At 63.4% G+C, this 25029-nt stretch carries 21 protein-coding genes and 1 riboswitch; of the genes, 9 read left to right on the plus strand and 12 right to left on the minus strand.

Annotation, left to right across the window (positions count from 1 at the left end):
* Positions 1-2: 2 nt before the first annotated feature.
* Together NKJ04_RS04570 and NKJ04_RS04575 are read left to right on the plus strand one after the other, a co-directional pair.
* The gene (locus tag NKJ04_RS04570; protein WP_352610698.1) at positions 3-1283 is read left to right on the plus strand and encodes a D-amino acid dehydrogenase; all 1281 of its coding nucleotides are present in this window, start codon (positions 3-5) and stop codon (positions 1281-1283) included.
* 7 nt (positions 1284-1290) lie between these two features.
* The gene (locus NKJ04_RS04575; protein ID WP_352610696.1) at positions 1291-2019 is read left to right on the plus strand and encodes a GntR family transcriptional regulator; all 729 of its coding nucleotides are present in this window, start codon (positions 1291-1293) and stop codon (positions 2017-2019) included.
* Positions 2020-2059: 40 nt separating this feature from the next.
* Here the strand turns inward: NKJ04_RS04575 and NKJ04_RS04580 are convergent, their stop codons facing one another.
* A complete protein-coding gene (locus NKJ04_RS04580) occupies positions 2060-3061 on the minus strand; it encodes a hypothetical protein (RefSeq protein WP_352610694.1) in 1002 nt (333 codons plus the stop codon).
* A gap of 244 nt (positions 3062-3305) precedes the next feature.
* Positions 3306-3392, plus strand: a riboswitch (glycine riboswitch).
* A gap of 149 nt (positions 3393-3541) precedes the next feature.
* Here NKJ04_RS04580 and gcvT point away from each other — a divergent pair.
* From gcvT to gcvP, 3 genes are read left to right on the plus strand one after another with little or no spacing between them, the layout of a single operon-like run.
* Positions 3542-4642, plus strand: coding sequence for a glycine cleavage system aminomethyltransferase GcvT (gcvT, locus tag NKJ04_RS04585; RefSeq protein ID WP_352610692.1), 1101 nt, complete (start codon positions 3542-3544; stop codon positions 4640-4642).
* Between the two features lie 5 nt (positions 4643-4647).
* The gene (gene gcvH, locus NKJ04_RS04590; RefSeq protein ID WP_023810512.1) at positions 4648-5016 is read left to right on the plus strand and encodes a glycine cleavage system protein GcvH; all 369 of its coding nucleotides are present in this window, start codon (positions 4648-4650) and stop codon (positions 5014-5016) included.
* Positions 5017-5033: 17 nt separating this feature from the next.
* Complete coding sequence (gcvP, locus tag NKJ04_RS04595; protein ID WP_352552912.1) at positions 5034-7844, plus strand: aminomethyl-transferring glycine dehydrogenase; 2811 nt, start codon at positions 5034-5036, stop codon at positions 7842-7844.
* Here the strand turns inward: gcvP and NKJ04_RS04600 are convergent, their stop codons facing one another.
* From NKJ04_RS04600 to cpaB, 10 genes are all read right to left on the minus strand, one after another.
* Entirely contained in the window at positions 7845-9020 is a 1176-nt protein-coding gene (locus NKJ04_RS04600) for a GGDEF domain-containing protein (RefSeq protein WP_023810510.1), read from the minus strand.
* A gap of 165 nt (positions 9021-9185) precedes the next feature.
* Entirely contained in the window at positions 9186-9656 is a 471-nt protein-coding gene (locus NKJ04_RS04605; RefSeq protein WP_023810509.1) for a hypothetical protein, read from the minus strand.
* A gap of 160 nt (positions 9657-9816) precedes the next feature.
* Positions 9817-10641: a PA3715 family protein gene (locus tag NKJ04_RS04610; RefSeq protein ID WP_352673696.1), complete on the minus strand. Its 825-nt coding sequence runs from the start codon at positions 10639-10641 to the stop codon at positions 9817-9819.
* A 78-nt stretch (positions 10642-10719) separates the two neighbouring features.
* Complete coding sequence (locus NKJ04_RS04615; RefSeq protein ID WP_352673697.1) at positions 10720-11682, minus strand: type II secretion system F family protein; 963 nt, start codon at positions 11680-11682, stop codon at positions 10720-10722.
* Position 11683: 1 nt separating this feature from the next.
* Complete coding sequence (locus tag NKJ04_RS04620) at positions 11684-12649, minus strand: type II secretion system F family protein (protein WP_023810506.1); 966 nt, start codon at positions 12647-12649, stop codon at positions 11684-11686.
* A 4-nt stretch (positions 12650-12653) separates the two neighbouring features.
* Positions 12654-14078, minus strand: coding sequence for a TadA family conjugal transfer-associated ATPase (locus NKJ04_RS04625; RefSeq protein WP_352610682.1), 1425 nt, complete (start codon positions 14076-14078; stop codon positions 12654-12656).
* Positions 14075-15289: a CpaE/TadZ family protein gene (locus NKJ04_RS04630; RefSeq protein ID WP_127297210.1), complete on the minus strand. Its 1215-nt coding sequence runs from the start codon at positions 15287-15289 to the stop codon at positions 14075-14077. Before NKJ04_RS04630 ends, NKJ04_RS04625 begins: the two co-directional genes overlap by 4 nt.
* Positions 15290-15338: 49 nt before the next feature.
* Positions 15339-15608 carry a hypothetical protein gene (locus tag NKJ04_RS04635; protein ID WP_128303365.1) on the minus strand — a complete coding sequence of 90 codons (270 nt, stop codon included), beginning with the start codon at positions 15606-15608 and terminating at the stop codon, positions 15339-15341.
* 4 nt (positions 15609-15612) lie between these two features.
* Positions 15613-17031 (minus strand): type II and III secretion system protein family protein, encoded by a 1419-nt coding sequence (locus NKJ04_RS04640; protein ID WP_502897886.1) that lies wholly within the window; start codon positions 17029-17031, stop codon positions 15613-15615.
* Between the two features lie 57 nt (positions 17032-17088).
* Entirely contained in the window at positions 17089-18015 is a 927-nt protein-coding gene (gene cpaB, locus NKJ04_RS04645) for a Flp pilus assembly protein CpaB (protein WP_352673700.1), read from the minus strand.
* Between the two features lie 229 nt (positions 18016-18244).
* Between cpaB and parE the strand changes: the two genes are divergently transcribed.
* Positions 18245-20302 carry a DNA topoisomerase IV subunit B gene (gene parE, locus NKJ04_RS04650; protein WP_352673702.1) on the plus strand — a complete coding sequence of 686 codons (2058 nt, stop codon included), beginning with the start codon at positions 18245-18247 and terminating at the stop codon, positions 20300-20302.
* 45 nt (positions 20303-20347) lie between these two features.
* Positions 20348-22414, plus strand: a complete 2067-nt coding sequence (locus NKJ04_RS04655) for an FUSC family protein (RefSeq protein WP_352673703.1) — start codon at positions 20348-20350, stop codon at positions 22412-22414.
* Here NKJ04_RS04655 and NKJ04_RS04660 read toward each other — a convergent pair.
* A complete protein-coding gene (locus NKJ04_RS04660; protein ID WP_352610678.1) occupies positions 22411-23535 on the minus strand; it encodes a DUF2336 domain-containing protein in 1125 nt (374 codons plus the stop codon). The genes NKJ04_RS04655 and NKJ04_RS04660 overlap by 4 nt on opposite strands.
* 150 nt (positions 23536-23685) lie before the next feature.
* Here NKJ04_RS04660 and NKJ04_RS04665 point away from each other — a divergent pair, with 150 nt between their 5' ends.
* Positions 23686-24138 (plus strand): MaoC family dehydratase, encoded by a 453-nt coding sequence (locus NKJ04_RS04665; RefSeq protein ID WP_023810497.1) that lies wholly within the window; start codon positions 23686-23688, stop codon positions 24136-24138.
* A gap of 3 nt (positions 24139-24141) precedes the next feature.
* Entirely contained in the window at positions 24142-25023 is an 882-nt protein-coding gene (locus NKJ04_RS04670) for an HpcH/HpaI aldolase/citrate lyase family protein (protein WP_352673705.1), read from the plus strand.
* Positions 25024-25029: the final 6 nt, after the last annotated feature.

Genomic DNA, 25029 nt, shown 5'->3' on the forward strand with positions numbered 1-25029 from the left:
CGATGCGCGTATTGATCTTGGGCGGCGGCGTTGTCGGGATCACCACGGCCTATCAGTTGCAGAAGGACGGCCACACGGTCACCGTTCTCGAGCAGGCATCACAGGTGGCCGAAGGGGCAAGCTGGGCAAATGCCGGCATGATCGCGCCCGGCCATTCCTTCGTCTGGTCATCGCCGGCCGCGCCAAAAACCCTGCTGAAGTCACTGTTCCTGAAAGACCAGGCGCTTCGTTTCAAGCTCTCCACCGACCCGCATCTCTACAGCTGGTCGCTGCGCTTCCTCATGCAATGCACGGCCGCCAAAGCACGTCGCAACACTCTGCTCAAACATCGGCTTGCGGTCCATTCCCAATCGGTCCTGCAGGCGGTCGTCAGGGAAGAGGCGATCCCGTACGACAGGACGTCGGACGGCATTCTTTATTTCCACCGCAGCCATCAGGCGCTCGACAAGGGCGTCGCCAACATGCGCCTGCTGGAAGCCGACGGCCAGGAGATCCGCATCGTAGACGCGCAGGAAATCGTTGACCGCGAGCCGGCGCTGGCTTCGTCGCGCGACAACATTGCCGGCGGCGTATTGTGTCCGACCGACGAAACCGGCGACGCCGCCAAGTTCACGCGCGCGCTGGCGGCCATCGTCGAAAATAGGGGCGGCAAGATCCTGACAGGGACCAGGATCGTGGGGATCGAACGCAGAAAGGAAACGATCACCAAGGTCGTCACCGACAAGGGAGAGTTTCTGGCCGACACCTACGTTCTGAGTCTCGGCGCCGAGAGCCCCGTCCTCGCCCGCAAGATCGGCCTTGGTCTGCCGATCTATCCGGTCAAGGGATATTCCATGACCATTCCCATCGTCGATCGGGCGCTGGCTCCAAAACTCCCTGTCATCGATGAGCACAACCTCGTCGCCATCACGCCGATGGGCGATCGCATCCGCGTGACCGCCACCGCGGAATTCGCAGGCTATGATCGCAGCCACAAGCCTTCGGATTTCGCCTTCATGAAGCGCGTCACGCAGGACTTGTTCCCGCGCGGCATCGCCTATGATCGCGCCGAGATGCGGGCCTGCCTGAGGCCCATGACGCCCGACAACCTGCCGATCCTCGGCCTGCGCGACATCCGAAACCTGTGGCTGAACACCGGGCACGGCCATATCGGCTGGACGATGGCGCATGGATCGGCCCGTATCATCGCCGATCTGATCGCCGGCCGGACCGCGCCGATCGCCCTCGACGGTATCCTTCCCACACAGGCACGGTTCACCGAACCAAGCGCCGCAAAGGCTTGACGAGGCCATGCCCCGACCCACCAGGCAAAGCAACCAGGACAACAGCGCGGCGTTGGCATCCAAGCCGATCAAGACCGGCCCGCGTGTCTATGAAGAAATCCGTGGCATGGCGATGGACTATCGCTTCAAGCCGAACGAGCGCATCAACGAAGTGGCGCTTGCCGCCAGGCTGAATGTCAGCCGCAGCCCGATCCGGGAGGCGCTCCAGCGGTTGGTCACAGAAGAACTCATCACTTTCCAGACCAATCGCGGCTTCTTTTGCCGGGGCTTCGATGTCGACGAGATCGTCAATCTTTCCGACGTGCGGGCGGTGCTCGAGGAGCGCTCCGTCAGGCTGGCGATCCAGCGCTCGACAGATGAGGAGCTTGCCGCGCTCGTCGACTGGTGGACGCTCACCATGGCGCGCGCCGACTCATTTTCCAGCACTGAGCTGACCGCCAGGGACGAGGAATTTCACATCCGCATCGCCAGGCTGTCAGGTAATTCCGAACTGGCGCGCATGCTCGAAGGCATCAACACGCGCATCCATTTCGTTCGCAAGATCGAAGTGGAGAAGCACCGGCGATTGTCGACGACCTACACCGAACACAGCGAAATCGCCCGGGCCATGGTAGCCCGCGATGCCGACAGGGCCGCAAGGCTCATGCACGACCACATCGCCATCAGCGTCGCCGATGCCATGCCGACCGTCAGGGAAGGCTTGGCAAGGATATACATCGACGTCGACCAGATCTAATCGGGCAACCCCGGCTTTGACCGAGGCAACCCCCTACCGCTCAGGCAACCTTGTCGAGCAGCGGCCTCAGCGCCGGATGGATTTCCGGTGAGGCGTGCTTGATCAGCGTCAGCAGCGCGCGTTCGTTCTCGTAAAGAGGCCTGTCGACGCTGATATGTTCGATCAGCCAGCCGGCTTCGCCGGCATCGATCGTCTCGGCGCGGCGGGCCAGGGTCTCGGCCGCCCTGTTCTTGGCTTCCCACTCGGCCTCGATGTCGCCCGGGGACCGATAGGCTTCCATGATGCCGGCAAGGCCGCCAGAGATCATGCGGCTGAAGAAGCCGCCGATTTCCGGATCGGCATGTTCGAGGAAGGCATCGCGGCGCAGCGCCACATCGCGCGTCGGTGCTTCGTAGCCGGCCGAGCACATGACGAAATTGGCGATCGCCTTGACGAACAGCTCGTTCCAGGACGGATCCTTGTGCCCTTGAGCAGTGCACTCGTTGATCTTGAACAGCACCTCGGCCTCGGCGCGCGTGATGGCGATGTTGCCGTCGCCGCCATGGGCATGGAGGATCCGGCGCAGCAGCTCGACCTCCGCCTGTGCGATGAGGCCGGGAGCCAGCGCGCCGCCGAGCATCAGCGGCCCCTTGCCGTCAATGACGGCATGCGCCACCTGCTCCAGCGCATAGACGCAAAGCTGGCTCGGCGACGATCTTGCCTGTTCCAGCACATGCACCAGCAATTCGAGCTCGGTCCGGCTGTCGACCATGCCATCGCGCGAGATCGTGCGGATCAGCCAGTCGGCATTGTCCTGCGAGATATAGCCCGACGGCTTTTCCTGGTGGACGATATAGTCGGTAACCGCCTCCACGAAGAAGGGCGGCCATTCCTCGCATTTGTCCTTCGCCGTTGCATCGAGCGCAAACAGCGCCTCGGCCTCGCCGCGCGTCACGACGCCATCGCCGAACACTTCATGGCGCAACATCGCCACGTCCTCCGCGGCGATGCGGCTTTTCGAGGTCAGCCCGGCCACCGGCGCGCTCATGATCAATTCGCCCATTTGTCGTCCCCGTCCGCCGTCGCCAAGCGCCGGCCCCAAGCGTCATACAAGCCAACATATCAGCAGTGTCTTGAAAAACCGGCAAACGGCGTGGTTAGCGAAGACTTGTCGGCCAACGCATGTCGCCCAAAAACGTGCCGCGGTTTTGAAGAATGGCATGCACGCGCTTTAGATGTCGCTGACAGGTGACAAGCCGTCGCGCGCGAGCTATGGATGGCGCGTCGAGGACTCAGGGTCTGAGTCCTACCTGTTTGCGGGAGAGAACAGCGAGAGCTGTCGCCGAAGGGGAAATCGCCCGAAATCTCTCAGGCAAAAGAACCGTAGACGGGAAAGACACTCTGGAAAGTCGGGGCTTGCCCCCGCGCCGAAGGTGTAAGCGCCGCTGACAGAGCTCCGGCTGCGCGAGTCTCTCAGGCTTCAGACAGAGGGGCACGGACTGGTCGCCATTCGCGGCCGATTGCGTGCGACTCTGGAGACGACATGACGGGCGACGATACAAGACACCTACCCCTCGAAGACATCCATGTGGCCGCCGGTGCGCGTTTTGGCGCTTTTGCCGGCTGGTCGATGCCGCTGACCTATCCGGCGGGCGTCATGAAGGAACATCTTCACACCCGCGAACAGGCTGGCCTGTTCGACATCTCGCATATGAAGCTGTTCGAAGTCAGCGGGCCGGAGGCGGTTGCGCTGCTCAACCGCGCTTGCCCCTTGGATGCAGGCGCACTCCAAATCTCACAGTCCAAACTGTCATTTTTCCTCAACGAGGCAGGCGGCATTCTGGACGACCTGATCGTCACCAGACTTGGCGATAGCAGGTTCATGGTGGTCGCCAACGCAGGCAACGCCGTCGCCGACGAAAAGCATTTGCGTGCACTTGCCGCGGATTTCGACGCCAGGGTCGAGCCGCTCGACCGCGTCTTCCTGGCCATCCAGGGTCCTGAAGCCTGGGCCGCCCTTTCGCGCGCCGGCATCGAGACCGGCTCGCTGCTGTTCATGCATGGTGTCGAACCGCGCAAGAACTGGTTCATGAGCCGGTCGGGCTATACCGGCGAGGACGGTTTCGAGATCGGCCTGTCGGAAGCCGATGCGCGCGACCTCGTCGCGAAGCTGCTCGGCGATGAACGCGTGCTGTGGATCGGCCTGGCCGCCCGCGACAGTCTGCGGCTGGAGGCAGGGCTGTGCCTGCATGGCCAGGACATCACGCCGGAGACCGATCCGGCCAGCGCTGCGTTGATGTGGGCAATTCCAAAGGACATCCGCGCTTCCGGCGCTTTCATCGGCGCCGATGCGCTCCGCGCCGCCGTGGAACGAGGCCCCGCGCAAAAGCGGGTCGGGCTTAAGCCGGAAGGTCGCCAGCCGGTGCGTGGCGGTGCCGCGCTCTTCGACGCCGACGGCAATCCGGCCGGCCAGGTCACATCGGGCGGCTTCGGCCCCTCGGCCGGCCATCCGGTCGCCATGGGCTATGTCTCGACACCTCTGGCAAAGCCGGGAACGCGGGTCTTCGCCGACGTGCGCGGCATGAAAATCCCAGTCGATATCAATTCCCTGCCCTTCACACCGCATCGCTACCGCAAAGGATGACCTCAATGGCAACGACCTATTTCACATCAGATCACGAGTGGCTCCGCGTCGAGGGCGGCGTCGCCACGGTCGGCATCACCGATTACGCGCAGGAGCAGCTCGGCGACCTCGTCTTCGTCGAACTGCCGGAGACCGGAAAGAAATTGACCAAGGGGGACACCGCCGTCGTGGTCGAATCCGTCAAGGCGGCATCCGATGTCTATGCACCGGTCGATGGCGAGATCACCGAGGCCAACGGCACGCTGTCGTCGGATCCGTCACTGGTCAACTCGGCCGCAACAGGGGCCGGCTGGCTGTGGAAGATGAAGCTTGCCGACGAAAGCCAGCTCGCCGGTCTCATGGATGAGGCCGCCTACAAAGCCCATATCGGTTGATATCAGGACTTATTGACATGACCGCAGCACTCACTCCCTTCTCGGCCCGCCACATCGGCCCGAGCGTCAACGATGTCAGAGCCATGCTTGCCGTGATCGGCGTTCCGTCCATCGAGACGCTGATCAGCCAGGCCGTGCCGCAGTCGATCCGCCTCGACTTGCCGCTGACCCTGCCCGCACCGGCCAGCGAAGCGGAAGCGCTGGCCGAATTGTCGGCGACCATGGCCAAGAATACGGTGCTGAAGAGCTTTATCGGTGCCGGCTATCACGGCGTGCATGTGCCGCCGGTCATCCAGCGCAACTTGTTCGAGAACCCGGCCTGGTACACGGCCTACACGCCCTATCAGGCCGAGATCAGCCAGGGCCGGCTGGAGATGCTGTTCAACTTCCAGACGCTGGTCACGGAATTGACCGGTCTGCCGGTGGCGTCGGCCTCGCTGCTGGATGAAGCAACCGCGGTCGCCGAAGCCATAGGCATCGCCTTGCGCCACCACCGCGACAAGCGCACCAAGATCGCACTTGCCGGCACGCCACACCCGCAGACACTGGACGTCGTGCGTACCCGCGCCGAGCCGCTCGGCATCGAGATCGACGGCGAGACGATCGACGACAACACCGCTGCTTTGCTCGTCTCCTGGCCGGATACGTTTGGCGTCTATGGCGACCACAAGGCGGCGATCGACAAGGCGCGTGCGACCGGCGCCATCGTCGTCTTCATTGCCGATCCGCTCGGCCTGGCGCTGACCGATGCGCCGGTCAAGCTTGGCGCCGACATTGCCGTCGGCCCGATGCAGCGTTTTGGCGTGCCGATGGGCTTTGGCGGGCCGCACGCCGCCTATTGCGCCGTCTCCGACAAGTTGACGCGGCTGATGCCTGGCCGCCTGGTCGGCCAATCCACCGATAGCAAAGGCCGGCCCGGCTACCGGCTTGCCTTACAGACACGCGAACAGCATATCCGCCGCGACAAGGCGACCTCCAACATCTGCACCGCACAGGCGCTGCTTGCCAACATGGCGACGGCTTATGCGATCTGGCACGGCCCCGCCGGGCTGCAGGCGATTGCCGGGCGCATCCACACGCTGGCCAATCGTCTGGCAAGCGGCCTCGAAGCGGCAGGCGTGTCGGTGATCGGCGCCAGCCGTTTCGACACGGTGACGGTGGAGACCAAGGGCAAGGCGGCGCAGATCGCCACTGCGGCTGAAAAGACCGGCCGGCTGCTGCGCGTCATCGATGCCGACCATGTCGGCATCAGCTTCGATGAGACCTCGACCGATGCCGATCTCGATGCGATCGCCGCCCTGTTCGGCGCCAAGGCCTCTCCGTCGGCCGACAGCACCGTACCTGGCAAGCCGCGCGGCAAGGAGTTCCTGACCCAGCCTGTGTTCCATGAGAACAAGTCGGAAACCGACATGATGCGCTTGCTGCGCCGGCTGGCCGACAAGGATCTGGCGCTCGACCGCAGCATGATCCCGCTGGGATCCTGCACCATGAAGCTCAACGCGGCGGCGGAAATGATGCCGGTAAGCTGGCCTGAAATCGCCAATTTGCATCCCTTCGCGCCGGCAAGCCATTCGGCCGGCTATCGCGCCATGATCGGCGAACTGGAAGGATGGCTGTCGGAGATCACCGGCTTCGACGCCGTCAGCCTGCAGCCCAATGCCGGCAGCCAGGGCGAGTATGCCGGCCTGCTTGCAATCCGCGCCTATCATCGCTCACGCGGCGAAGGTCATCGCACCGTCTGCCTGATCCCCTCCTCCGCTCATGGCACCAATCCGGCAAGTGCTGCGATGGCCGGGATGAGCGTTGTCGTTGTGCGCTGCCTGGAGGACGGCAATATCGACATGGACGACATGAGAGCCAAGGCCAACGAGCATTCCAAGAATCTCGCGGCACTGATGTTCACCTACCCCTCGACGCATGGCGTCTACGAGGAAGGTGCACGCCACCTCTGCGCCCTTATCCACGAGCATGGCGGCCAGGTCTATTTCGATGGCGCCAATCTCAACGCGCTGGTCGCCTTGGCGCGGCCCGCCGATATCGGCGCCGATGTCTGTCATATGAACCTGCACAAGACCTTCTGCATTCCGCATGGCGGCGGTGGCCCGGGCATCGGCCCGATCGGCGTAAAGGCGCATCTGCAGCCCTATCTGCCGGGACATGTCACCGAAGGTTCGGCGCACGCCGTGTCGGCCGCACCATTCGGCAGTGCCTCGATCCTGCCGATCACCTGGATGTATATCCGCATGATGGGCGCCGCCGGACTGAAGCAGGCGACGGAGACCGCCATCATCTCGGCCAACTACGTGGCGACACGGCTCGCGCCGCATTTCCCGCTTCTCTACAAGGGCAGGCACGATCGCATCGCGCATGAATGCATCCTCGACACCCGCGTGCTCAAGGACAGCGCCGGCATCAGTGTCGACGATGTCGCCAAACGGCTGATCGACTACGGCTTCCACGCGCCGACCATGTCCTTCCCGGTCGCCGGCACGCTGATGGTGGAGCCGACCGAATCCGAGCCCAAGCGGGAACTCGACCGCTTCTGCGAGGCGATGATCGCCATCGCAGGCGAGGCAGCGAAAGTCGCCAGGGGCGAATGGCCTTTGGCCGACAATCCGCTGGTCAACGCGCCGCACACCGCCGCCGAGGTGCTGGCCGGCCAGTGGACGCATCCCTACTCGCGCCTGGAGGCGGCCTATCCCGCCGGCGACGCCGACACGGCAGCCAAATACTGGCCACCGGTGTCACGCATCGACAATGTCGCCGGCGACCGCAACCTGGTCTGCTCCTGCCCGCCACTGTCGGACTATCTGGGTGCGGCGGAATAATTACGCGGAGCGCAAGGCCGGCTTGATAGGTTCGGCCTTGCCTGTCCTTTTACGGCTGATGACGCAGTTTCGCCCGGCGCGCTTGGCGGCATAGAGCGCCGCATCGGCCTCGGTCAGCACCTCATCGAGGCTGCTGCCGCTTGCCTCGCCAAAGCCGATGCCGCCGCTGACCGTGCTGCGCAACTTGCCGAGTTGGGTGGCGACGATCTCGGTGCCGAAGGCCACACAGATCTTGCTGGCGAGATCATGGGCCTTCTCTTCCGTCATTCGCGACATGACGACGGCGAATTCCTCGCCGCCCAGGCGAAAAGCGTCGACGCCGGTCCTGGCATATTTCTTGATGACCGCGGCGAAGCGGCACAAGACCTGGTCCCCGACCGGATGGCCATAGACATCGTTCGTCCGCTTGAAGTGGTCGAGGTCGAACATGACGACGGACATGAACGGACCGAAACTCCGCTCGCCGTAGAGCGACGTCAACGCCCGCCGGTTCATCAACCCCGTCAGCGGGTCGGTCATGGTCTCGGCCTTCAGCTCGATCTGCGCCTGCAGATGGTGGAGGGAGAGCGTCAATGCGCCGAGCCCGGTCATGCAAGCCACCGCCACGACGGAATTCAGTCGTTCGGCCCAGTTGTCGGGCGCGACCGCGAGCGTCCATTGCCCCTTGGTCAGCAGAACCACGCCACAAAGCGCAAACGACACAGCGCAGGTGCCGCTCAGAAACGAAACCACCAGCAGGATCCGGCGATCGTGACTGCCATTGATCCAAAACATGGCGCCGATCGCCGACAGAAGCACCGTCACCGTGGCGTAGGTGACGATGAAGCCGACACCGTCAAGCCCCAGGAAGGTCACTGCCGCACAGACAGCCATGGCGGCAAGCGCCGGTGCAACGGCGCGTCTGTGGCCGGGCACGCCCAGATATTGCATGGCCGACACGCAGAGGATCAGGAACCCCAGGCTGAGCAGCGCAAGCACGATCTGACAGAGCAGCGGATCGGGATCCTTGGTGTATCGCCAGAACAGGATCACATGCGCGACGAGCACCAGAATGCCGCACGCCACCGTCAGCACGAAGCCTGCCTTGGGCGCGGTGAACCAGATCGCAAACATGGTGACGCTGAGGCAGATGCCCGACAGCGCAGCTGCGAGCAGGAGCGAACTGAAGTCCAGCATATCGGGCAAGGGCCTCTCGAGCGTCGGCGGTTGCGCTGCACTCTAAGGTCAGCGGCAGCCCTCAGGTATGGGTTTTCAGCCGATCTATCGATGCAACCTACGGATAGGGTTTACAAAACGTTCGATGCCATGTGTCCCGAAACCGGACCCTTGGACGACGCGAGGTCAACCCTTGTTCAAGAGAGCGAGGTTGGCGTTGACGACGGTGGGATCGGCCATGCCGGCCTTCGCTTCGAGCAGCAGCGCCTTGGCCTTCTTGCGATTGCCGCGCAGCAGTTGCGAATAGCCCATGTTGTTGACGATCTGCGGCTTGCGGCCGGCGACTTTCAAAAGCTGGCCGTAGGCACGGTCGGCGAAGTCGAAGCGGCCGAGTTCATCATAGGAAGCAGCGAGCCCCATCCAGGCCTCCGCATTGTCGGCCTTCAACTCGACGGCCTTGCGGAAGTGCTTTTCGGCGAGGCCGTAATTGGCGTCGCGAAACTGCGCCTTGCCTTGCGCCAGATCGGAGGTGTCGATGTCCTTTGCCGCCGGTTGGATGGCGGTGGTCTTGGTGGTGTCGACGCCGCCCGTTGTACAGCCAGACATCATCAAGACGGCCGAAATCGCGGCCATTGCCGTGAAGTTACTGTGACGCATGCCCCTGCCTCATCGCCCGATTTGCCGGGTCGTTCTTCAGGAAACACATTATATCAGCGACGCTTAAACTTTGGTGCCGAAACGTCACCAAAATTTGGTTTCGGGCACACCAGCCATTAACCACCAGGCCACGCTGCTTCAGTCGCAGCCAGCGGCGTCCTCACGGCTCCAGGGCTTTGAGCCCCGCAGGAGCCGTATACCGGCTGCCATCATAGCGCAGCCGGTAGGTTTGGCTCACGGACTTGCCGGGATGGGACTGGCACTCGCCATCCTTGTCGGGCAACGGATTGTCAGTATCCATTTGCTCGACCACCGTTATGTCGTGGTAGCCATGATGTTTGGCCGGGCTCATCGCCAGGCTAACCCGACTAGTATGAAAGTATCCGGCGCAATTGGTATCGCCCTCGCCGCCATTGCCGCCCACGACCAGGCCATCGAGCACCATCCTCAGGGAATCGCCATCGACGGCATAGAGCCGCAGGTCGGTTTCACTGAAGGGATTAGGCAGCGAATTGTTCGCCATTTCGATGCGCAGGCCAAAGGCAGTAACATCGGGCGCCAGCGCATAGCGGCCGGTATCAAGTTCGACCTTGCGGATGGCGATGGCATCATCATTCATCAGCCCGGGCTGGAGCAAGCGCTGGCGCACCTGCCGGCTCTTCCTGTCGACAATCAAAAGCTCGATATCGCGGGCATGCGCGTAGTCGCTGGGTTGGGACCCCTCCATCAGCGGCACTGCGACCAACAGCAGGTCGTCATGGGCGGGCCAGATCTTGCAAACCAGCCCCGGCGGATCGCCATACGCGAATGTCAGGGCGATGCTGGTGTGGGGTTCGAGCGTGAACGAGGTGCCGTCGGCGTTCTTTCGAGCTTTGGGATAGGCCTGCTGCACCAAGGCGGCGGCATCGCCGCAATCGTCGGCCACGGCCCAGGCGGGCGACAGGCTGGCCGCGGCAAGGCCGAGCAAGAGAGTGCGCAGCAGCATGGACTTCTCACCTGCAAAGCCGGGTTCGGTCAGAACAATGGTTGTCAGCCCCTTGCTAGGGCTTTTGTGAAGCGCTCGCTAGTGCGCCGTCATTTTGACGATGACTGGAATGGCCGCGATCATCAGCACCACCGGCAGGATGCACACAACAACCGGCACCGACATCTTGGCCGGCAAAGCGTGCGCCTTTTCCTCGGCCAACGACATACGCTTATGGCGCATGTCGTCGGAGAAAACGCGCAGCGCCCCCGACAGGCTGGTGCCGAGTTCCTTGGACTGCTGCAGCAATGTGGCGAAGGAACGCACCTCGTCCAGGCTGAGGCGGTCGGCGAGCGCCTTCAGCGCATCGTCGAGGCTGCGCCCGGCCCTCAGCTCCAGCGACACCAGCTGCAGGTTCTGGCTGAGCGCGGGATAGGTCTTGGCGAGTTCCTTGGAGACGCGCTCTATGCCCGCCTCCATGCTCATGCCGGCATCCGAGCAGACAATCATCAGGTCCATGAAATCGGGAAAGCCGTTGCGGTACTGACGCCTGCGCTCCCGCACTTTCTGGCTCAACACCAGGCCGGGCAGGAAATAGCCGGCCGCTCCCGACAGGATGACGAATGTCCAGCGACTGGCCATCGTCGCGTCCGGGCTGGCCATCCACCGGTTGAGCACAAACACACCGATTGCCGTGCCGATCATCGCGCTGAACCGGATCAGGAAGAACGTGCCGACAGCACGCGGCTCCATGTAGCCCGCCTGGATGAGCTTCATGCGCAGCCGGGCGACATTTTCCGGATCGCTCCTGGCGTAGAATTCTTGCGCCCGCTTCACCGCCTTCTCGCGCACGACGCCGGTATTCTTCTTCTGCACCGGCTCTGGTTTGGCGGCCACGGGACCGTTGTCGACCCTGAGCCGGCGCATGACCTCGTTGCGGTCGCCCTTCGCCATGACAACAGGCCAGGCAACAGCGGCAGCACCCGCCGCCAGCAGCAGGATGGCCACCGGCATCAACGAGGTCGGTGCAAGCGAGGCGAGGAATTCGATGAAGCCCTGCATGTCAGAACTTGAAATTCGACATCTTGAACATCATCAGATTGCCCAGCATCAGCCAGGTGATAGACCCACCGAGCAGGTACCAGGTTTTCGCCTCGCCCCAGACGTCGCTGTAGAAGCCCGGCATCAGCGCCATGATGGCGGTGAACAGCAACGCCGGCACCGCCGTCAGTATGTAGGCCGACATCCGGCCTTCTGTCGCAATTGCGCGCACCTTGCGGCGCAGTTTGCCGCGCTCGCGGATCGTCGTCGCCAGGCCGTCAAGGATCTCGCGCAGATTGCCGCCCGAACTGGTCTGGATCGAGACAGCGGTGACGAACAGCGGCAGATCCTCCTGGCCGACCCGGTCGAACAGCGAGTTCAACGCCGAAACCAGATCGGAGCCATAGGTCACCTCGTCGGCGATGACGCCGAACTCGGTGCCGATCGGGTCGGGCATCTCGCGCGCGACCATGGCGATCGCCACCGGCACCGGATGGCCGGCCTTTAGGCCACGCGTGATCAGTTCCAGCGCCTCCGGCAACTGCATGCCGAACCGCTTCACCCGGCGCTTGCGCTTGAAGCGCAGCGTGATCACTGGCAGCACCGGCACAAGCACCACAAACAGCACAAGCCCCATCAGCGGCGGCAAGCCGTACCAGATGGCGACCAGGGTCATCGCCATCGCCACGCCGCAGGTGATCATCAGGAATTTCGACAGCGGCATGATCATGCCCGACTGGGTTCGCAAAGCGCGGAACCGATCCAGCGAAAACAGCGGCGTGCCTGCATCGAGGCCGCGTTCCTTGCGCAGTTGGACAAGCACCTGCTCTTGGGTGATCTTGCTTTCCTGCAGTTTCATGCGCCGGTTGATGGCGGTGCGTTTGTCGCTGCGACCGGCGTAAAGCAGGTAGCAGGCCTCGGCGATCAGGATGCCGGTCAGCGCGGCCGCGGCATAAACGACATAGATCGCGCTCATTCCATCGAACACTTGGCTACTCCTGCGGCCGGCCGGGTTCGAAATATCGTCCAGGAAACTCGATGCCCATAGCGCGCAGATCCTCAAGGAAGCGCGGCCGGATGCCGGTCGCCTCGTAGTGCCCCAGAATCCTGCCGTCGGCCTCCATGCCGGTGCGCACGAAGCGGAAGATCTCCTGCATCTGGATGACATCTCCTTCCATGCCGGTCACCTCGGCGACACTGGTCACCTTGCGCTTGCCGTCGGACAGGCGCGTCAGCTGAACGATCAGGTCGAGCGCGCTGGCGATCTGGCTGCGGATCGACTGTACCGTCATCGGCATGCCGGTCATGCCAAGCATCTGCTCGAGCCGCGAAATGGCGTCGCGAGGCGTGTTGGCATGAATGGTCGCCATCGACCCTTCGTGGCCGGTGTTCATCGCCTGCAGCATGTCGAAAGCCTCCTCGCCGCGGCACTCGCCGAGAATGACGCGGTCGGGGCGCATGCGCAGTGCGTTCTTGACCAGGTCGCGCTGCTTCAGCTCGCCATGGCCTTCGATGTTGGCTGGCCGCGTCTCCATGCGCGCGACATGCGGCTGCTGCAGCTGGAGTTCGGCCGCGTCCTCGATGGTGATCAGCCGCTCGTCTTCCGGAATGAAGGCCGACAGCGCATTGAGCATGGTCGTCTTGCCGGTGCCGGTGCCGCCCGAAATGATCGTCGTCTTGCGGGCATGCACGGCCGCCGCCAGCACTTCGGCCATGTTCTGGGTGATGGCGCCGAATTCGACCAGTTTGTGCAGACCGAGCTTGTTCTTGGAGAACTTGCGGATCGACACCAGCGGCCCATCGACCGCAACCGGGCGGATGGCCGCGTTGAAGCGCGAGCCGTCCAGCATGCGGGCATCGACCATCGGCTGCGATTCGTCGACGCGGCGACCGACCGCGGCGACGATCTTGTTGACGATGCGCAGGAGATGCGCCTCATCCTTGAACGGAATGTGTACCGGCTGCAGCTTGCCCTTCTTTTCGACAAAGCAGTTCATGTGGCCGTTGATCAGGATGTCGTTGATGTCGGGGTCCTTGAGCAGCGGCTCGAGCGGACCGAGGCCGACCATCTCGTCGACGATGTCGTCGACCAGCGCGTCAAGCTCGACGGTGTTGATCGCCATCCGCTCCTGCTTGGTCTTTTCCGACACGAAATCATGCACTTGCCGGCGCATCTCATCCTTCGGTAAACGCTCCAGCGCGACAAGATTGATCTCTTCGAGCAGCAGCCGGTGGATACGCACGCGCGCATCGAGCACCTTGTTGGCATTCTTTGCCGGCGCTGTGTCCGGCTTTGCCGGCAAAGCCTTTCGGCTGGTCGGAATGACGACGGCATGATGGGCGACCGGCGTCGTCTCAGGCGCGCGCTGCTGCGGACGCGCATCTCGGTTCTGCAGGGCGGAGAAGCGGCTGGTCATCCGGCTTTCCTCTTCAGCAATCCACGGCCCATACCAAACAGCGAGCGCGATTTCGCGCGGGTTGGGACCGCTTCTTCCGGCAGGATGATCTTCTTCAGGTCGTTGATGACATTGGCGTTCGGATCGATCTCGTGCAGCGGCACGCCGCGATCGACCGCTTCGCGCACCAGCCGGTAGTTGTTGGCGATGCCGCCGACGAAATGCTCGCCGAGAATTTCCTGGACGTCCGCCTGCTTGATGCCGTTGTCGAACATCTTCTGTTCGAAACGATTGACGATGACGTTCGGCTTCACTTCCTTGCCGGCAGTCTCGTAGACCGCCTGGATCAGCCGCTGCGTGTGGCGCAGGCACGGCACCGTCATTTCCGCGACGATGTAGAGCTTGTTGGAACCGAGCAGCACGGTTTCCGTCCATGGAAACCAGGTGCGTGGCATGTCGATGACGACATTGTCGAAATAGGCCGAGACGAGGTCCAGCATGCGCACCACGACATCGGTCTTGAACGAGCGCATCTCTGCTGGATGCGCCGGTGCCGCCAGCACGCACAGCCCGCTGGCATGCTTGGACAGCATCACGTCGAGCAGTTGGCGGTCGAGACGCTCGGGCTGGTTCTCGATCTCGGTGATGTCGAAACGCGGTTCGAGGTCGAGATATTCGGCACAGGCGCCCTGCTGGAAATTGAGATCGACGACGCAGGTCGACGCGCCGCGCGTCACCGAGTGATGCAGCTGGAACGCGGTCTGCAGCGCCAGCGTCGTGGTGCCGACGCCGCCCGCCGCAGGCATGAAGGTGTAGATCTGCGACTCGCTGTTTTCCTCGCGCCCGGGTCCCTGCAGTGCCCGCACGACAGAGCGCACCAGATCGGCGGTGGTGATCGGCTTGACCAGGAAATCCGCGACCTTGAGCTGCACGAGAATGCGCACCGCGGCCGCGTTGAACTCCTGGGTGACGACGACGACAGGAACCTTGTCCTCCAGCCGGCGCATGATGCGCTGCAGCGACTCGACCTCCTCCAGCCTTGCCGCATCCATGTCGACGATGATGGCGCCGAAGTCGGCTTCCTGGATCTCGCCGCGCAACTCGGTGACGTTCTTCTCCACTGTCGAGAGCTGTATGATCTCGGAGGCGGAAAACGCGGTGCGCGTGTCCTGCGCAAACGTCCTGTCGGTCGATACGAGCAGGATCTTCCTGGTCTTGATGCCGTTTGCCATTCTGTCAGCCTGTCAGGTCGATCGACCGTTGGATCAGTTGCCCGTGGGATCAATTGGTCGTGCTGGACTGCGACGCCTTGGCGCCGGCCGCCTGATCGGGTGTTACGGCCGCGGCACTGCCTCGTTGGGCCGGCACCAGGAGCCTGGTGTTCTGGACCCCGTATTTCCAGGGATCGACCATCTGCATGACGGTGTTGGCGGCCTGCGCATTTCCGGCGCCGGCCGTCGGCCCTTCGCTGCGCACATAGTCGTCGCTGGTGCAGCCAGCGGTAAAGCCGGCCAGCAGCAAGGCGACGCTCGATCCAAAGACCAGACGCATGGCTTCAATCCTTCGGCAGGTCGAGGAAATGCCCAGCCGAAGCGGCCGCTGCAGGTTGAGTGACGCGGCCGTCTGCCAGCGCCACGGTGCGACCGGTGTCGGCGCCCTTCACTTCCTCGGTGTTGTTGAGAAAATAATCGGCGTTGCTGGCCGGCTGCGTGCCATCTGTCGGCTCGACGAGCTTCTTCGACGGATCGACCGGCTTGACCAGATAGGGCGTTACGATGATGACGAGGTCGGTCTCGCGCCGCTGATAGGATTTCGACGAGAACAGCGCCCCAAGCACCGGCATCTTGCCGAGGCCGGGAATGCGCGACGTGGTGATGTCGTTCTGCGACTGCAGCAATCCGGCGATCATAAAGCTCTGGCCGTTCTTCAGGTCGACCGATGTCCTGGCACGGCGCACGATGAAACCGGGCACCGAAATGCTGCCTATGTTGTAGGAGGCAGACGCGTCGATCGAGGAGACTTCCGGCGCGATGTCCAGGCTGACCAGCCCGTCCTTCAGAACCGTCGGCGTGAAATCCAGGCTGACGCCGTACTTCTTGTAGCTGACCGAGATCTTGCCGTCGTCCTCGGAGACCGGGATCGGGAACTCGCCGCCGGCGAGGAAGCTCGCCGTCTGGCCGGACCGGGCGATCAGGTTCGGCTCGGCCAGCCGCCGCGCCAAACCGCGCTCTTCCAGCGCTTTGATGGCGATATCGATGGAGACGCCATTCGACAGCAGCTTGCCGATGATCTCGCCTGTTCCCGCGCCCTGTATCGATCCGGCCGGCAGCGTGACGTCGCGGCCACCCATGCCATAGGCGAAGTTGGCGGCGTATTTGGCGCCGAGATCCTGGCCCGCCTGGCGGTTGATTTCGACAAAGCGGACGTTGAGCTGGACCTGCTGCGACGACGAGATGTTGACCGAGTTGATCACCTCTTCAGTGCCGGAAAAGCGCGTCGCGATCTTGTTTGCCTTTTCGGCGGCGACCGCGTCATCGGCCTCGCCCGACAGCACGACCCGGCCATTGGCCGATCCGACCTTGATCCTGGCATCCGGCACGCTGGCGCGAATGGTGCTGGCCAGTTGGTCGGTGTCGAGCGTCACCTCGATGTCGACAGTGCCGACAAGCTGCTTTTTCTCATCGAACAGGGCAATGCCGGTGGTGCCGAGATTGTTGCCGAGCACATAGAAGGATTTGTCGGTCAGCGGATTGACGTTGGCGATCTCCGGATCGCCGATGACGATCTGGTAGAAGGCGGCACTGGTCATGATCGTCTTCGGCTTGCCCTTGGCGACCTTGATTGACGCATTCTTGGTCGACGACACATAGACGATCTCGTTGTCAGCCCTCGCCGAGGCGCCGAAGGCCAGCATCGCGGCAGCAGCCAGCGAAGACGCGACAGCCGCCGCACGCAAAACGCGCAACCGCCCCATGACCCGATATGTGAACAGCCCGAACATTGTCCCGTCCCTCACCCAGTCCCCACTGGCTTATTTCTGGTCCCGCGAAGGAACCTGGTATTCCTCGGCCTTTGTGCCGCGCGTCACGATGACGGTCTTGAACTTCGGCTTCTCCGGCTCTTTCACCACGGCATCGAACAGCGAGCCGGCAGCGGCCTGCACGTTCGAGGCGGCCGATCCACCGAACGAAGAGATGGTGGTGACGCCGCCCTTGCCGTCGCCGCCTTCGCTGGCCGAGCGCAGCGACAGCGACAGCGTACCGACAGTGCGGGCCAGCGCCACTTTCTGCGCGCCGTCGGTCGTCACCTCGATGGTCACCGAATTGGAAATCTGCGGCGTCGTCTGGCGCTCGTCGGCACCTTGCCCGACGCTCAGCACCTTGGCATCGGCAACGACAATCTCGGAGGTGACCGTCGATCCGGCCGCACCCTGTGCATTCTTGGCCACTTCCTGAATTTCGCCGGCATCGCGCGTCAGCACGACATCAACGCGGTCGCCCGGTGTGACGAAGCCGCCGACACCTGCTATCTCGTCGGTGCGGATGGTGACCGCCCGCATTCCGGGCGTCATCATGTTGGAGAGTGTCGCGCGGCCGTTCGGACCGGACAGCTTGGTCAGCAGTACCGGTTCGTTGACCTCGATCGGCGACAGCACCACGCGGCTGCCATCGGCAAGCAACGCATTGATGGTGGTGAAGGCGCCCTGCGGCACGGCCTCTTGCGACCACGGGATTTCGCTGAGCTGCGCGCGGTCGAGCGCCATGCCGTAGCGCAATGGGGCATTCGCCACCACGATGGTCTTGAACTCGACCTTCGGCACGACAGCTGCCGGAATAGACGACGTCTTCTCTTCGGAATCGGCCTTGGCCTGGCTTTTGACCCAGAAATCCGCGGCAAAGATCGAGATCGCCCCGAAAACGGCGGCGATGCCGATCATCGATATGGCCTTGCCCCTCACGCCGAAACCCCTGATGCCCGCAGTTTCTTGTTTTGTTGAGCTTAACCCTAGGCGGCATTGTTAAAGAATCAGGAATCCTGCACCGCGGTATCGGACCTATTTCCGCCGGCTTGGTTATCGAATGGTTTTGGAGTAAGAGGGGCCATATCCCCGAACGGAACAGGAACCTCGGTCGCTTGGCGCTGAAAAGCGTGGCAGTATCGCGAGGTGATTCGCAGCATCGGACTCTATGGCAGGCATGGACGATCTTTTCGGCAATGACGACAACAAGCCGCAGCCGGTTCGCGCGCCAGCGCGCCCTGCGGATCCACTGGTGGTGCAAGCCACCAAGCGTCCTGCCTCGACCAAGGACGGCAGCGAGGGCTATAGCGCCGCCGACATCGAGGTGCTGGAAGGGCTGGAGCCGGTGCGCCGACGGCCAGGCATGTATATCGGCGGCACCGACGACAAGGCGATGCACCATCTGTTCGCCGAGGTCATCGACAATTCGATGGACGAAGCGGTGGCCGGCCATGCCACCTTCATCGATGTCGAGCTCTCGGCCGATGGCTATCTCGCCGTGACCGACAATGGCCGCGGCATCCCGATCGATCCGCACCCGAAGTTCAAGAAGCCGGCGCTTGAAGTGATCATGACGACGCTGCATTCGGGCGGCAAGTTCGACTCCAAGGTTTACGAGACATCAGGCGGCCTGCATGGCGTCGGCGTGTCCGTGGTCAACGCGCTGTCGGACCATCTCGAGGTCGAGGTCGCGCGGGGACGGCAACTCTATCGGCAAAAATTCTCGCGCGGCGTTCCCGTGACCGGGCTGGAACAGTTGGGCGAGGTCCACAACCGGCGCGGCACAAAGATCCGCTTCCACCCCGACGAGCAGATTTTCGGCAAGGGCGCGGCGTTCGAACCGGCGCGGCTCTATCGCATGACGCGCTCGAAAGCCTATCTGTTCGGTGGTGTCGAGATCCGCTGGACCTGCGATCCGTCGCTGATCAAGGAAAAGGACCAGACACCGGCCAAGGCGGAATTCCATTTTCCCGGCGGCCTGAAGGACTATCTCAAGGCATCGCTCGGCGACGACTTCCAGGTGACGCGCGAAATCTTCGCCGGCAAGAGCGAGAAACAAGGCGGCCATGGGTCGCTGGAATGGGCGGTGACCTGGTTCGGCGGCGACGGCTTCATCAATTCCTACTGCAACACCATCCCGACCGGCGAAGGCGGCACACACGAGGCCGGCTTCCGCAACGTGCTGACGCGGGGCCTGCGCGCCTATGCCGATCTCGTCGGCAACAAGCGCGCCTCGATCGTCACCTCGGAAGACGTCATGATCTCGGCGGCGGGCATGCTGTCGGTGTTCATCCGCGAGCCGGAATTCGTCGGCCAGACCAAGGACAGGCTGGCGACGATCGAGGCGATCCGCATCGTCGAGACCGCGATCCGCGACCCGTTCGACCATTGGCTGGCCGACAATCCGCAGGAAGCCTCGAAGCTGCTCGAATGGGTGATCGCACGCGCCGACGAGCGCGTGCGCCGGCGCCAGGAAAAAGAGGTGTCACGCAAGAGCGCGGTGCGCAAATTGCGCCTGCCGGGCAAGCTCGCCGACTGCACGCAGAATGCCGCGGCCGGTGCCGAACTGTTCATCGTCGAAGGTGACTCCGCCGGCGGCTCTGCCAAGCAGGCGCGCGACCGCGCCAGCCAGGCCGTCCTGCCGCTGCGTGGAAAAATCCTCAACGTCGCCAGCGCCGGCAACGACAAGCTGGCGGCCAACCAGCAGATTTCGGACCTGATCCAGGCGCTCGGCTGCGGCACGCGGTCGAAATACCGCGACGAGGATTTGCGCTACGACCGCGTCATCATCATGACCGACGCCGATGTCGACGGCGCCCACATCGCCTCGCTGCTGATCACCTTCTTCTACCAGGAGATGCCGGCGCTGGTGCGCGGCGGCCACCTTTACCTGGCCGTGCCGCCGCTTTACTCGATCAGGCAAGGCGGCAAGGTCGCCTATGCCCGGGATGACGCGCACAAGGACGAGCTTATGCGCACCGAATTTACCGGGCGCGGCAAGGTCGAGCTTGGCCGCTTCAAGGGTCTGGGCGAGATGATGGCGGCCCAACTCAAGGAAACCACCATGGATCCGAGGAAGCGCACGCTGCTTCGGATCGATGTGATCGACGCCGAGGCGGCGACCAAGGACGCCGTCGATGCATTGATGGGCACCAAGCCGGAGGCCCGCTTCCGCTTCATCCAGGAACGCGCCGAATTCGCCGAGACGGAAGTGCTGGATATCTAGCCACCAGCCGGTCCATAACAAGGCTCCAGTTGCGGAGACGAGGATGTGACCTGGGCGCGGCTGAAAGGCTATTTCGAGACGAGTTTAGCCGGCTTGACGCAACCGACGCGTTCGGACTGGATTTTCTCGCTGCGCACTGTTTCGGCTGGCCTGATCGCTCTGCTAGCCGCCTATGCGCTGAAGCTCGACCATCCGCAATGGGCCATGATGACGGTGTTCATCGTCGCCCAGCCGGTTGCCGGCATGGTACTGGCGAAGGGCTTCTACCGGCTGCTCGGCACGCTGGTCGGCGGCATCGCCGCGATCGGCATCACCACCGTTTGCGGCACCAGCCCCTGGGTGCTGGTAACGGTGCTTGCCGTCTGGATCGGCATCTGTACCTTCGTCTCGTCGCTGCTGCGCAATCCGGAAGCCTATGGCGCCGCCCTCGCGGGCTACACCGCAATGATCATCGGCCTGCCCGCTTTCGGACAGCCGCATCTCGTCGTCGACCTCGCGGTCGCGCGCTGTGCCGAGATCGTGCTTGGCATTGTCTGCGCCGGCCTGACCAGCCGCCTGATCCTGCCAAAACTGGCCAGCGACGCCATCGTCTCGCGCCTGAAACGCTGCATCCTTGATCTTGCCACCTATGCCGGCGGTGCGTTCTCCGGCGGCGACCCGGCAACGCTGTCCGCGCTGCACCGAAAGCTGATCACTGATGCCCAGACGCTCGGCGAGATGCGCGCCTATGCCAGGCTCGAAGCGCCAAGCTTCGCGCCGCGCGCCCATCCAGTCCGGCGCACCATCGGACAGCTGCTCTCCGCGCTCTCGGCGGCACGCGCGCTGCATTCGCACGCCGCCCCGAAGAATGCGGCGCTCATTCCGGTGCGCTCGGAATTACAATCGCTGGTCGGCGAGCTGGCGACCAAGCCCGGCGCGCTGGACGATACGGCGCTGTGGATGGCTCGGCTCGATGCGATTGCCGGAAACGCCCGGCAAATGCCCGATACTTCGACCGACCAGGGCAATGACAGGATCGGCACTATCACCCGCCTGACCATCGCCGCCGATTTCGCCGATGCGCTCAAGCAGGTGCTGCGCGGCCTCGACGCCTTGCGCGCGCCTGCCACACGTCCGGCCCGGGGCAGCAGGCAGCCTGCGCTGGTGGTGCATCGCGATTACGCCGGCGCATCGCGTAACGCCTTGCGTGCTGCCCTTGCCACATTGCTGGTCGCGGCCTTCTGGCTGACGACGAAATGGTCGGAAGCGGCCGGTACGGTCATTCTCGTTGCTGTCGTATCGAGCCTGTTTGCTGCTCGCCCCGACCCTGTGCAGGTCGCCTGGGGTTTCTTCAAGGGAACGCTTCTGGCGCTGCCATTTGCCTTTCTCGTCGGCCAGATCGCATTGCCTGCCCTGCCCGGCTTCGGCTGGTTCATGCTGTTTGTCGTGCCCATCCTTGTACCGACGGCGCTGGCCATGGCCAATCCACGCTATGTCGGCGTGGCGACGGCCTTCGCCATCAACTTCCTTGCCTTCCTGAGCCCGCACCAGGCGATGACCTACGATCCCGGACCCTTCTTCGCCGGTTCGGCGTCGATCCTGGTCGGCATCCTGCTGGCGATCGGTGTCTTCATCGTCGTGCTGCCCGCCGATCCGTGGCTCGCGGCCAACCGCATCGTGCGCGCCATGCGCGAGGATCTGGCGCGGCTTTGCCTGCATGAGCGCGTGCCGAGACGTTCGGCCTTCGAGAGCCTCGCCTACGACCGCATCAACCAGCTGATGCCGCTGGTGCAGAATGCCGGTCAGAAGGGCGATGCGGTTCTGGGCGGCGGAGTCGCCGCCGTCACCGTGGGCCTGGAGGTCCTTCGGCTGCGCGATGCAAGCCAAAGCCATGCCATTCCATCCGAGACCGCGCTTTCGATCGCCAACTTCCTGAGGGGACTGGCGCGCGAACTGCTTTTCCGCGCCCCCAGCGATCCGCAGACCTCGACCGTCGCCGTCGCCCGGCAGTACGCAGCGAACATCGCCGAGCGAAACGGCACCAGCGAATTGCTGCAGATCGCGGCATCGCTGCGCATCATCGCCGCCGCGATGGAGGATTTCCCCGACTTTTTCGCGAGGGATAAAGGTTAAGCTGCCGCTATCGCCAGCGCGTGGCCTCGCGCGTTCTCGCGCAGCGCATCGAGATGGATCGACTTGATCAAGGCGGCAAGATCGCCTTCGGCGGATTGCCCACCCACTTCCTTGAGCATCAGCCAGCTGACCTCCTGCACACCGGCGATGCGCTTGCCGTTGGCAACCTCGCGCCAGATCTTCAGCGCACGCAGGATGATGGCATGGGTGACTGCGGCGAGTCCGGCGCTGCGGAACAGCGCCTGCAAGGCCACGTCGTGCCCACCGGCCAGCAGCGCCCTTACCCTTTGTTCGGACTGCTGGCTGAGCGCGACCAGCGCCGAGCCGAAGAAATCCACCTTGCCATGCGCGATGGTGCGGATCAGAAAGCTCGCGGTAAGGTCGCCACGCAGCCTGAGATGCTCGATCAGGGCCGCATGTTCTTCCTGGCGCGTGCCTTCGATCAGCGTCACGGAAGCCTTGACGCAGGCGTCGCGCATGACGCGGTCGGCTCGCGCCGCGCCCATCATCGCCATCACCAGTGGCGACGTTTTCAACATTTCGCCAAGCTTGACGAGCAGCATATGCCGGCAGTCGGCCGGCAGCCTGATATCCGATATCAGCGCCTCGCGCACCAGCGGCAGGTGCCCATGTCGTTCGGCCATGCGGCGGAAGCTGAGCGAGGCGATGTCGGCGCCGCTGTTGGCGAGCAGCACGGCGCAGGCGTCCGCCTCGCCGATCTCGGCGATGGCCGCCGACAGCGCCATCGAGACGAGTGGCCGCTCGGCGATCAATTTCTGTGTCGCCTTCGGACTTGAAGCCACACGGTTGATCAGGTCGGCGTCGGTGAGCAGCGGCGAGCGCGCCAACACCACGCCGGCGACTTCCGGCTGGTCGGAGGCCAGCACGCTGATGATCTGCATTGGCGCGTGGTGGCTCATCGACAGCGCCTCGGCCATCGCCAGCCGCACCTTCGACGAGGCATCGTCGAGCAACAGCGTCAGCGCCGCCTCGGCGGCGCAACGGTCCTCGAAAGGCAATTCGGAATTGATATAGGCCCGGGCCAGAGCGCTCGCCGCCGCGGCACGCTCCGACACCCTGGCCGTGTAGATCCATTTCAGGAAATGCGAAACAACAACCATGCCCGCCTGCTTACGCCCCTTGTCAGAAGCTTCTGACCCCACTGACGACCGTAGGCAGAATTGGTTTACGAACCGTTCACCATGTTCATTAACTGGCTTGCGAGCCAGATTTGCAGCGCCTATCACCGTCAAGCACCTGAGGAGAAAGAAATGGCCGGGCTTTATCTCGAAGAGTTCGTTGTCGGCCATGTCTTCCAGCACACGCTGCGCAAGACCGTTACCGAAAGCGACAACATGCTGTTTTCGGTAATGACGCTGAACCCGCAGCCGCTGCACATCGACTTCGATTTCGCCGCCAAGAGCGAATGGGGCAAGCCGCTGGTCAACTCGCTGTTCACGCTCGGCCTGATGATCGGCATTTCGGTCAATGACATCACAGTCGGCACCACGGTCGCCAATCTCGGCATGAAGGAGACCGTGTTTCCGCATCCGGTCTTCCATGGCGACACCATTCGCGTTGAGACGACAGTCATCTCGGTGCGCGAGTCCAGGTCGAAACCCGATCGCGGCATCGTCGAATTCGAGCATCGCGCCTACAACCAGCATGGCGATCTCGTCGCCAAATGCACCAGGCAAGCGATGATGCTGAAGAAGGCGATCTGACGCATGCGTTCGCTGCTGTTCATCCCTGGCGATTCCCAGAGGAAACTGGAAAAGGGTTTTGGTGTCGGCGCCGACGTGGTCATCGTCGACCTCGAGGATTCCGTGGCACCGCACAACAAGGCGCTGGCACGCGAGGTGGCGGCGCGCTTCATCCTGGAACGCAGGGCGCAAACCGGTTCAGCCATCTATGTCAGGGTCAACGACCTGTCGACCGCGCTGACGGACGACGATCTCGCCGCACTGGTTCCAGCGAAACCCGACGGCATCATGCTGCCCAAGTCGAACAGCGGCCAGGATGTGCAGCACCTGTCGGCAAAGCTCAGGGTGCGCGAGGCCGAAAACGGCTTGGCCGACGGCGCGATCAAGATCCTGCCGATCATCACAGAAACGCCGGCAGGCGTGCTGGCGGCTGCGACCTATGCCGGGACAAGCGCGCGGCTTGCCGGCCTCACCTGGGGCGCTGAAGACCTGTCGGCGGCGATCGGCGCGCGCAACGCCCGCGACGAGCATGGCCGCTACACGGACGTGTTCCGTCACGCTCGCACCATGACCATACTTGCCGCCGGTGCGGCGGAGGTCGAGGCGATCGACACCGTCTTCCCGAATTTTCGCGACATGGCGGCCTTCGAAGCGGAATGCACCGAGGCCGAGCGCGATGGCTTCACCGGCAAGATGGCGATCCACCCCGATCAGGTGCCGGTCATCAACGCCGCCTTCACGCCGTCGGTCGACGCCGTGAGACAATCGGCGGCAATCGTTGCCGCGTTCGCGGCAGCGGGAAGTCCCGGCGTCGTCAGCATCGACGGCAGGATGTTCGACCGCCCGCACCTGCGGCTAGCCGAGCGGCTTCTGGCGCGGGCAAAGGCGGCAGGTGTTTCCGCCTGAGCGCCT

Origin of the sequence: Mesorhizobium sp. M0618 (assembly GCF_040320765.1) — a bacterium.
GTDB lineage: Bacteria > Pseudomonadota > Alphaproteobacteria > Rhizobiales > Rhizobiaceae > Mesorhizobium.

What these genes read in the sequence shown, in the direction of transcription:
- NKJ04_RS04570 (WP_352610698.1), top strand. Translation starts at nt 3, where the DNA reads ATGCGCGTATTGATCTTGGGCGGCGGCGTTGTCGGGATCACCACGGCC.
- NKJ04_RS04575 (WP_352610696.1), top strand. Translation starts at nt 1,291, where the DNA reads ATGCCCCGACCCACCAGGCAAAGCAACCAGGACAACAGCGCGGCGTTG.
- NKJ04_RS04580 (WP_352610694.1), bottom strand. Translation starts at nt 3,061, where the DNA reads ATGGGCGAATTGATCATGAGCGCGCCGGTGGCCGGGCTGACCTCGAAA.
- gcvT (WP_352610692.1), top strand. Translation starts at nt 3,542, where the DNA reads ATGACGGGCGACGATACAAGACACCTACCCCTCGAAGACATCCATGTG.
- gcvH (WP_023810512.1), top strand. Translation starts at nt 4,648, where the DNA reads ATGGCAACGACCTATTTCACATCAGATCACGAGTGGCTCCGCGTCGAG.
- gcvP (WP_352552912.1), top strand. Translation starts at nt 5,034, where the DNA reads ATGACCGCAGCACTCACTCCCTTCTCGGCCCGCCACATCGGCCCGAGC.
- NKJ04_RS04600 (WP_023810510.1), bottom strand. Translation starts at nt 9,020, where the DNA reads ATGCTGGACTTCAGTTCGCTCCTGCTCGCAGCTGCGCTGTCGGGCATC.
- NKJ04_RS04605 (WP_023810509.1), bottom strand. Translation starts at nt 9,656, where the DNA reads ATGCGTCACAGTAACTTCACGGCAATGGCCGCGATTTCGGCCGTCTTG.
- NKJ04_RS04610 (WP_352673696.1), bottom strand. Translation starts at nt 10,641, where the DNA reads ATGCTGCTGCGCACTCTCTTGCTCGGCCTTGCCGCGGCCAGCCTGTCG.
- NKJ04_RS04615 (WP_352673697.1), bottom strand. Translation starts at nt 11,682, where the DNA reads ATGCAGGGCTTCATCGAATTCCTCGCCTCGCTTGCACCGACCTCGTTG.
- NKJ04_RS04625 (WP_352610682.1), bottom strand. Translation starts at nt 14,078, where the DNA reads ATGACCAGCCGCTTCTCCGCCCTGCAGAACCGAGATGCGCGTCCGCAG.
- NKJ04_RS04630 (WP_127297210.1), bottom strand. Translation starts at nt 15,289, where the DNA reads ATGGCAAACGGCATCAAGACCAGGAAGATCCTGCTCGTATCGACCGAC.
- NKJ04_RS04635 (WP_128303365.1), bottom strand. Translation starts at nt 15,608, where the DNA reads ATGCGTCTGGTCTTTGGATCGAGCGTCGCCTTGCTGCTGGCCGGCTTT.
- NKJ04_RS04640 (WP_502897886.1), bottom strand. Translation starts at nt 17,031, where the DNA reads ATGGGGCGGTTGCGCGTTTTGCGTGCGGCGGCTGTCGCGTCTTCGCTG.
- parE (WP_352673702.1), top strand. Translation starts at nt 18,245, where the DNA reads ATGGCAGGCATGGACGATCTTTTCGGCAATGACGACAACAAGCCGCAG.
- NKJ04_RS04660 (WP_352610678.1), bottom strand. Translation starts at nt 23,535, where the DNA reads ATGGTTGTTGTTTCGCATTTCCTGAAATGGATCTACACGGCCAGGGTG.
- NKJ04_RS04665 (WP_023810497.1), top strand. Translation starts at nt 23,686, where the DNA reads ATGGCCGGGCTTTATCTCGAAGAGTTCGTTGTCGGCCATGTCTTCCAG.
- NKJ04_RS04670 (WP_352673705.1), top strand. Translation starts at nt 24,142, where the DNA reads ATGCGTTCGCTGCTGTTCATCCCTGGCGATTCCCAGAGGAAACTGGAA.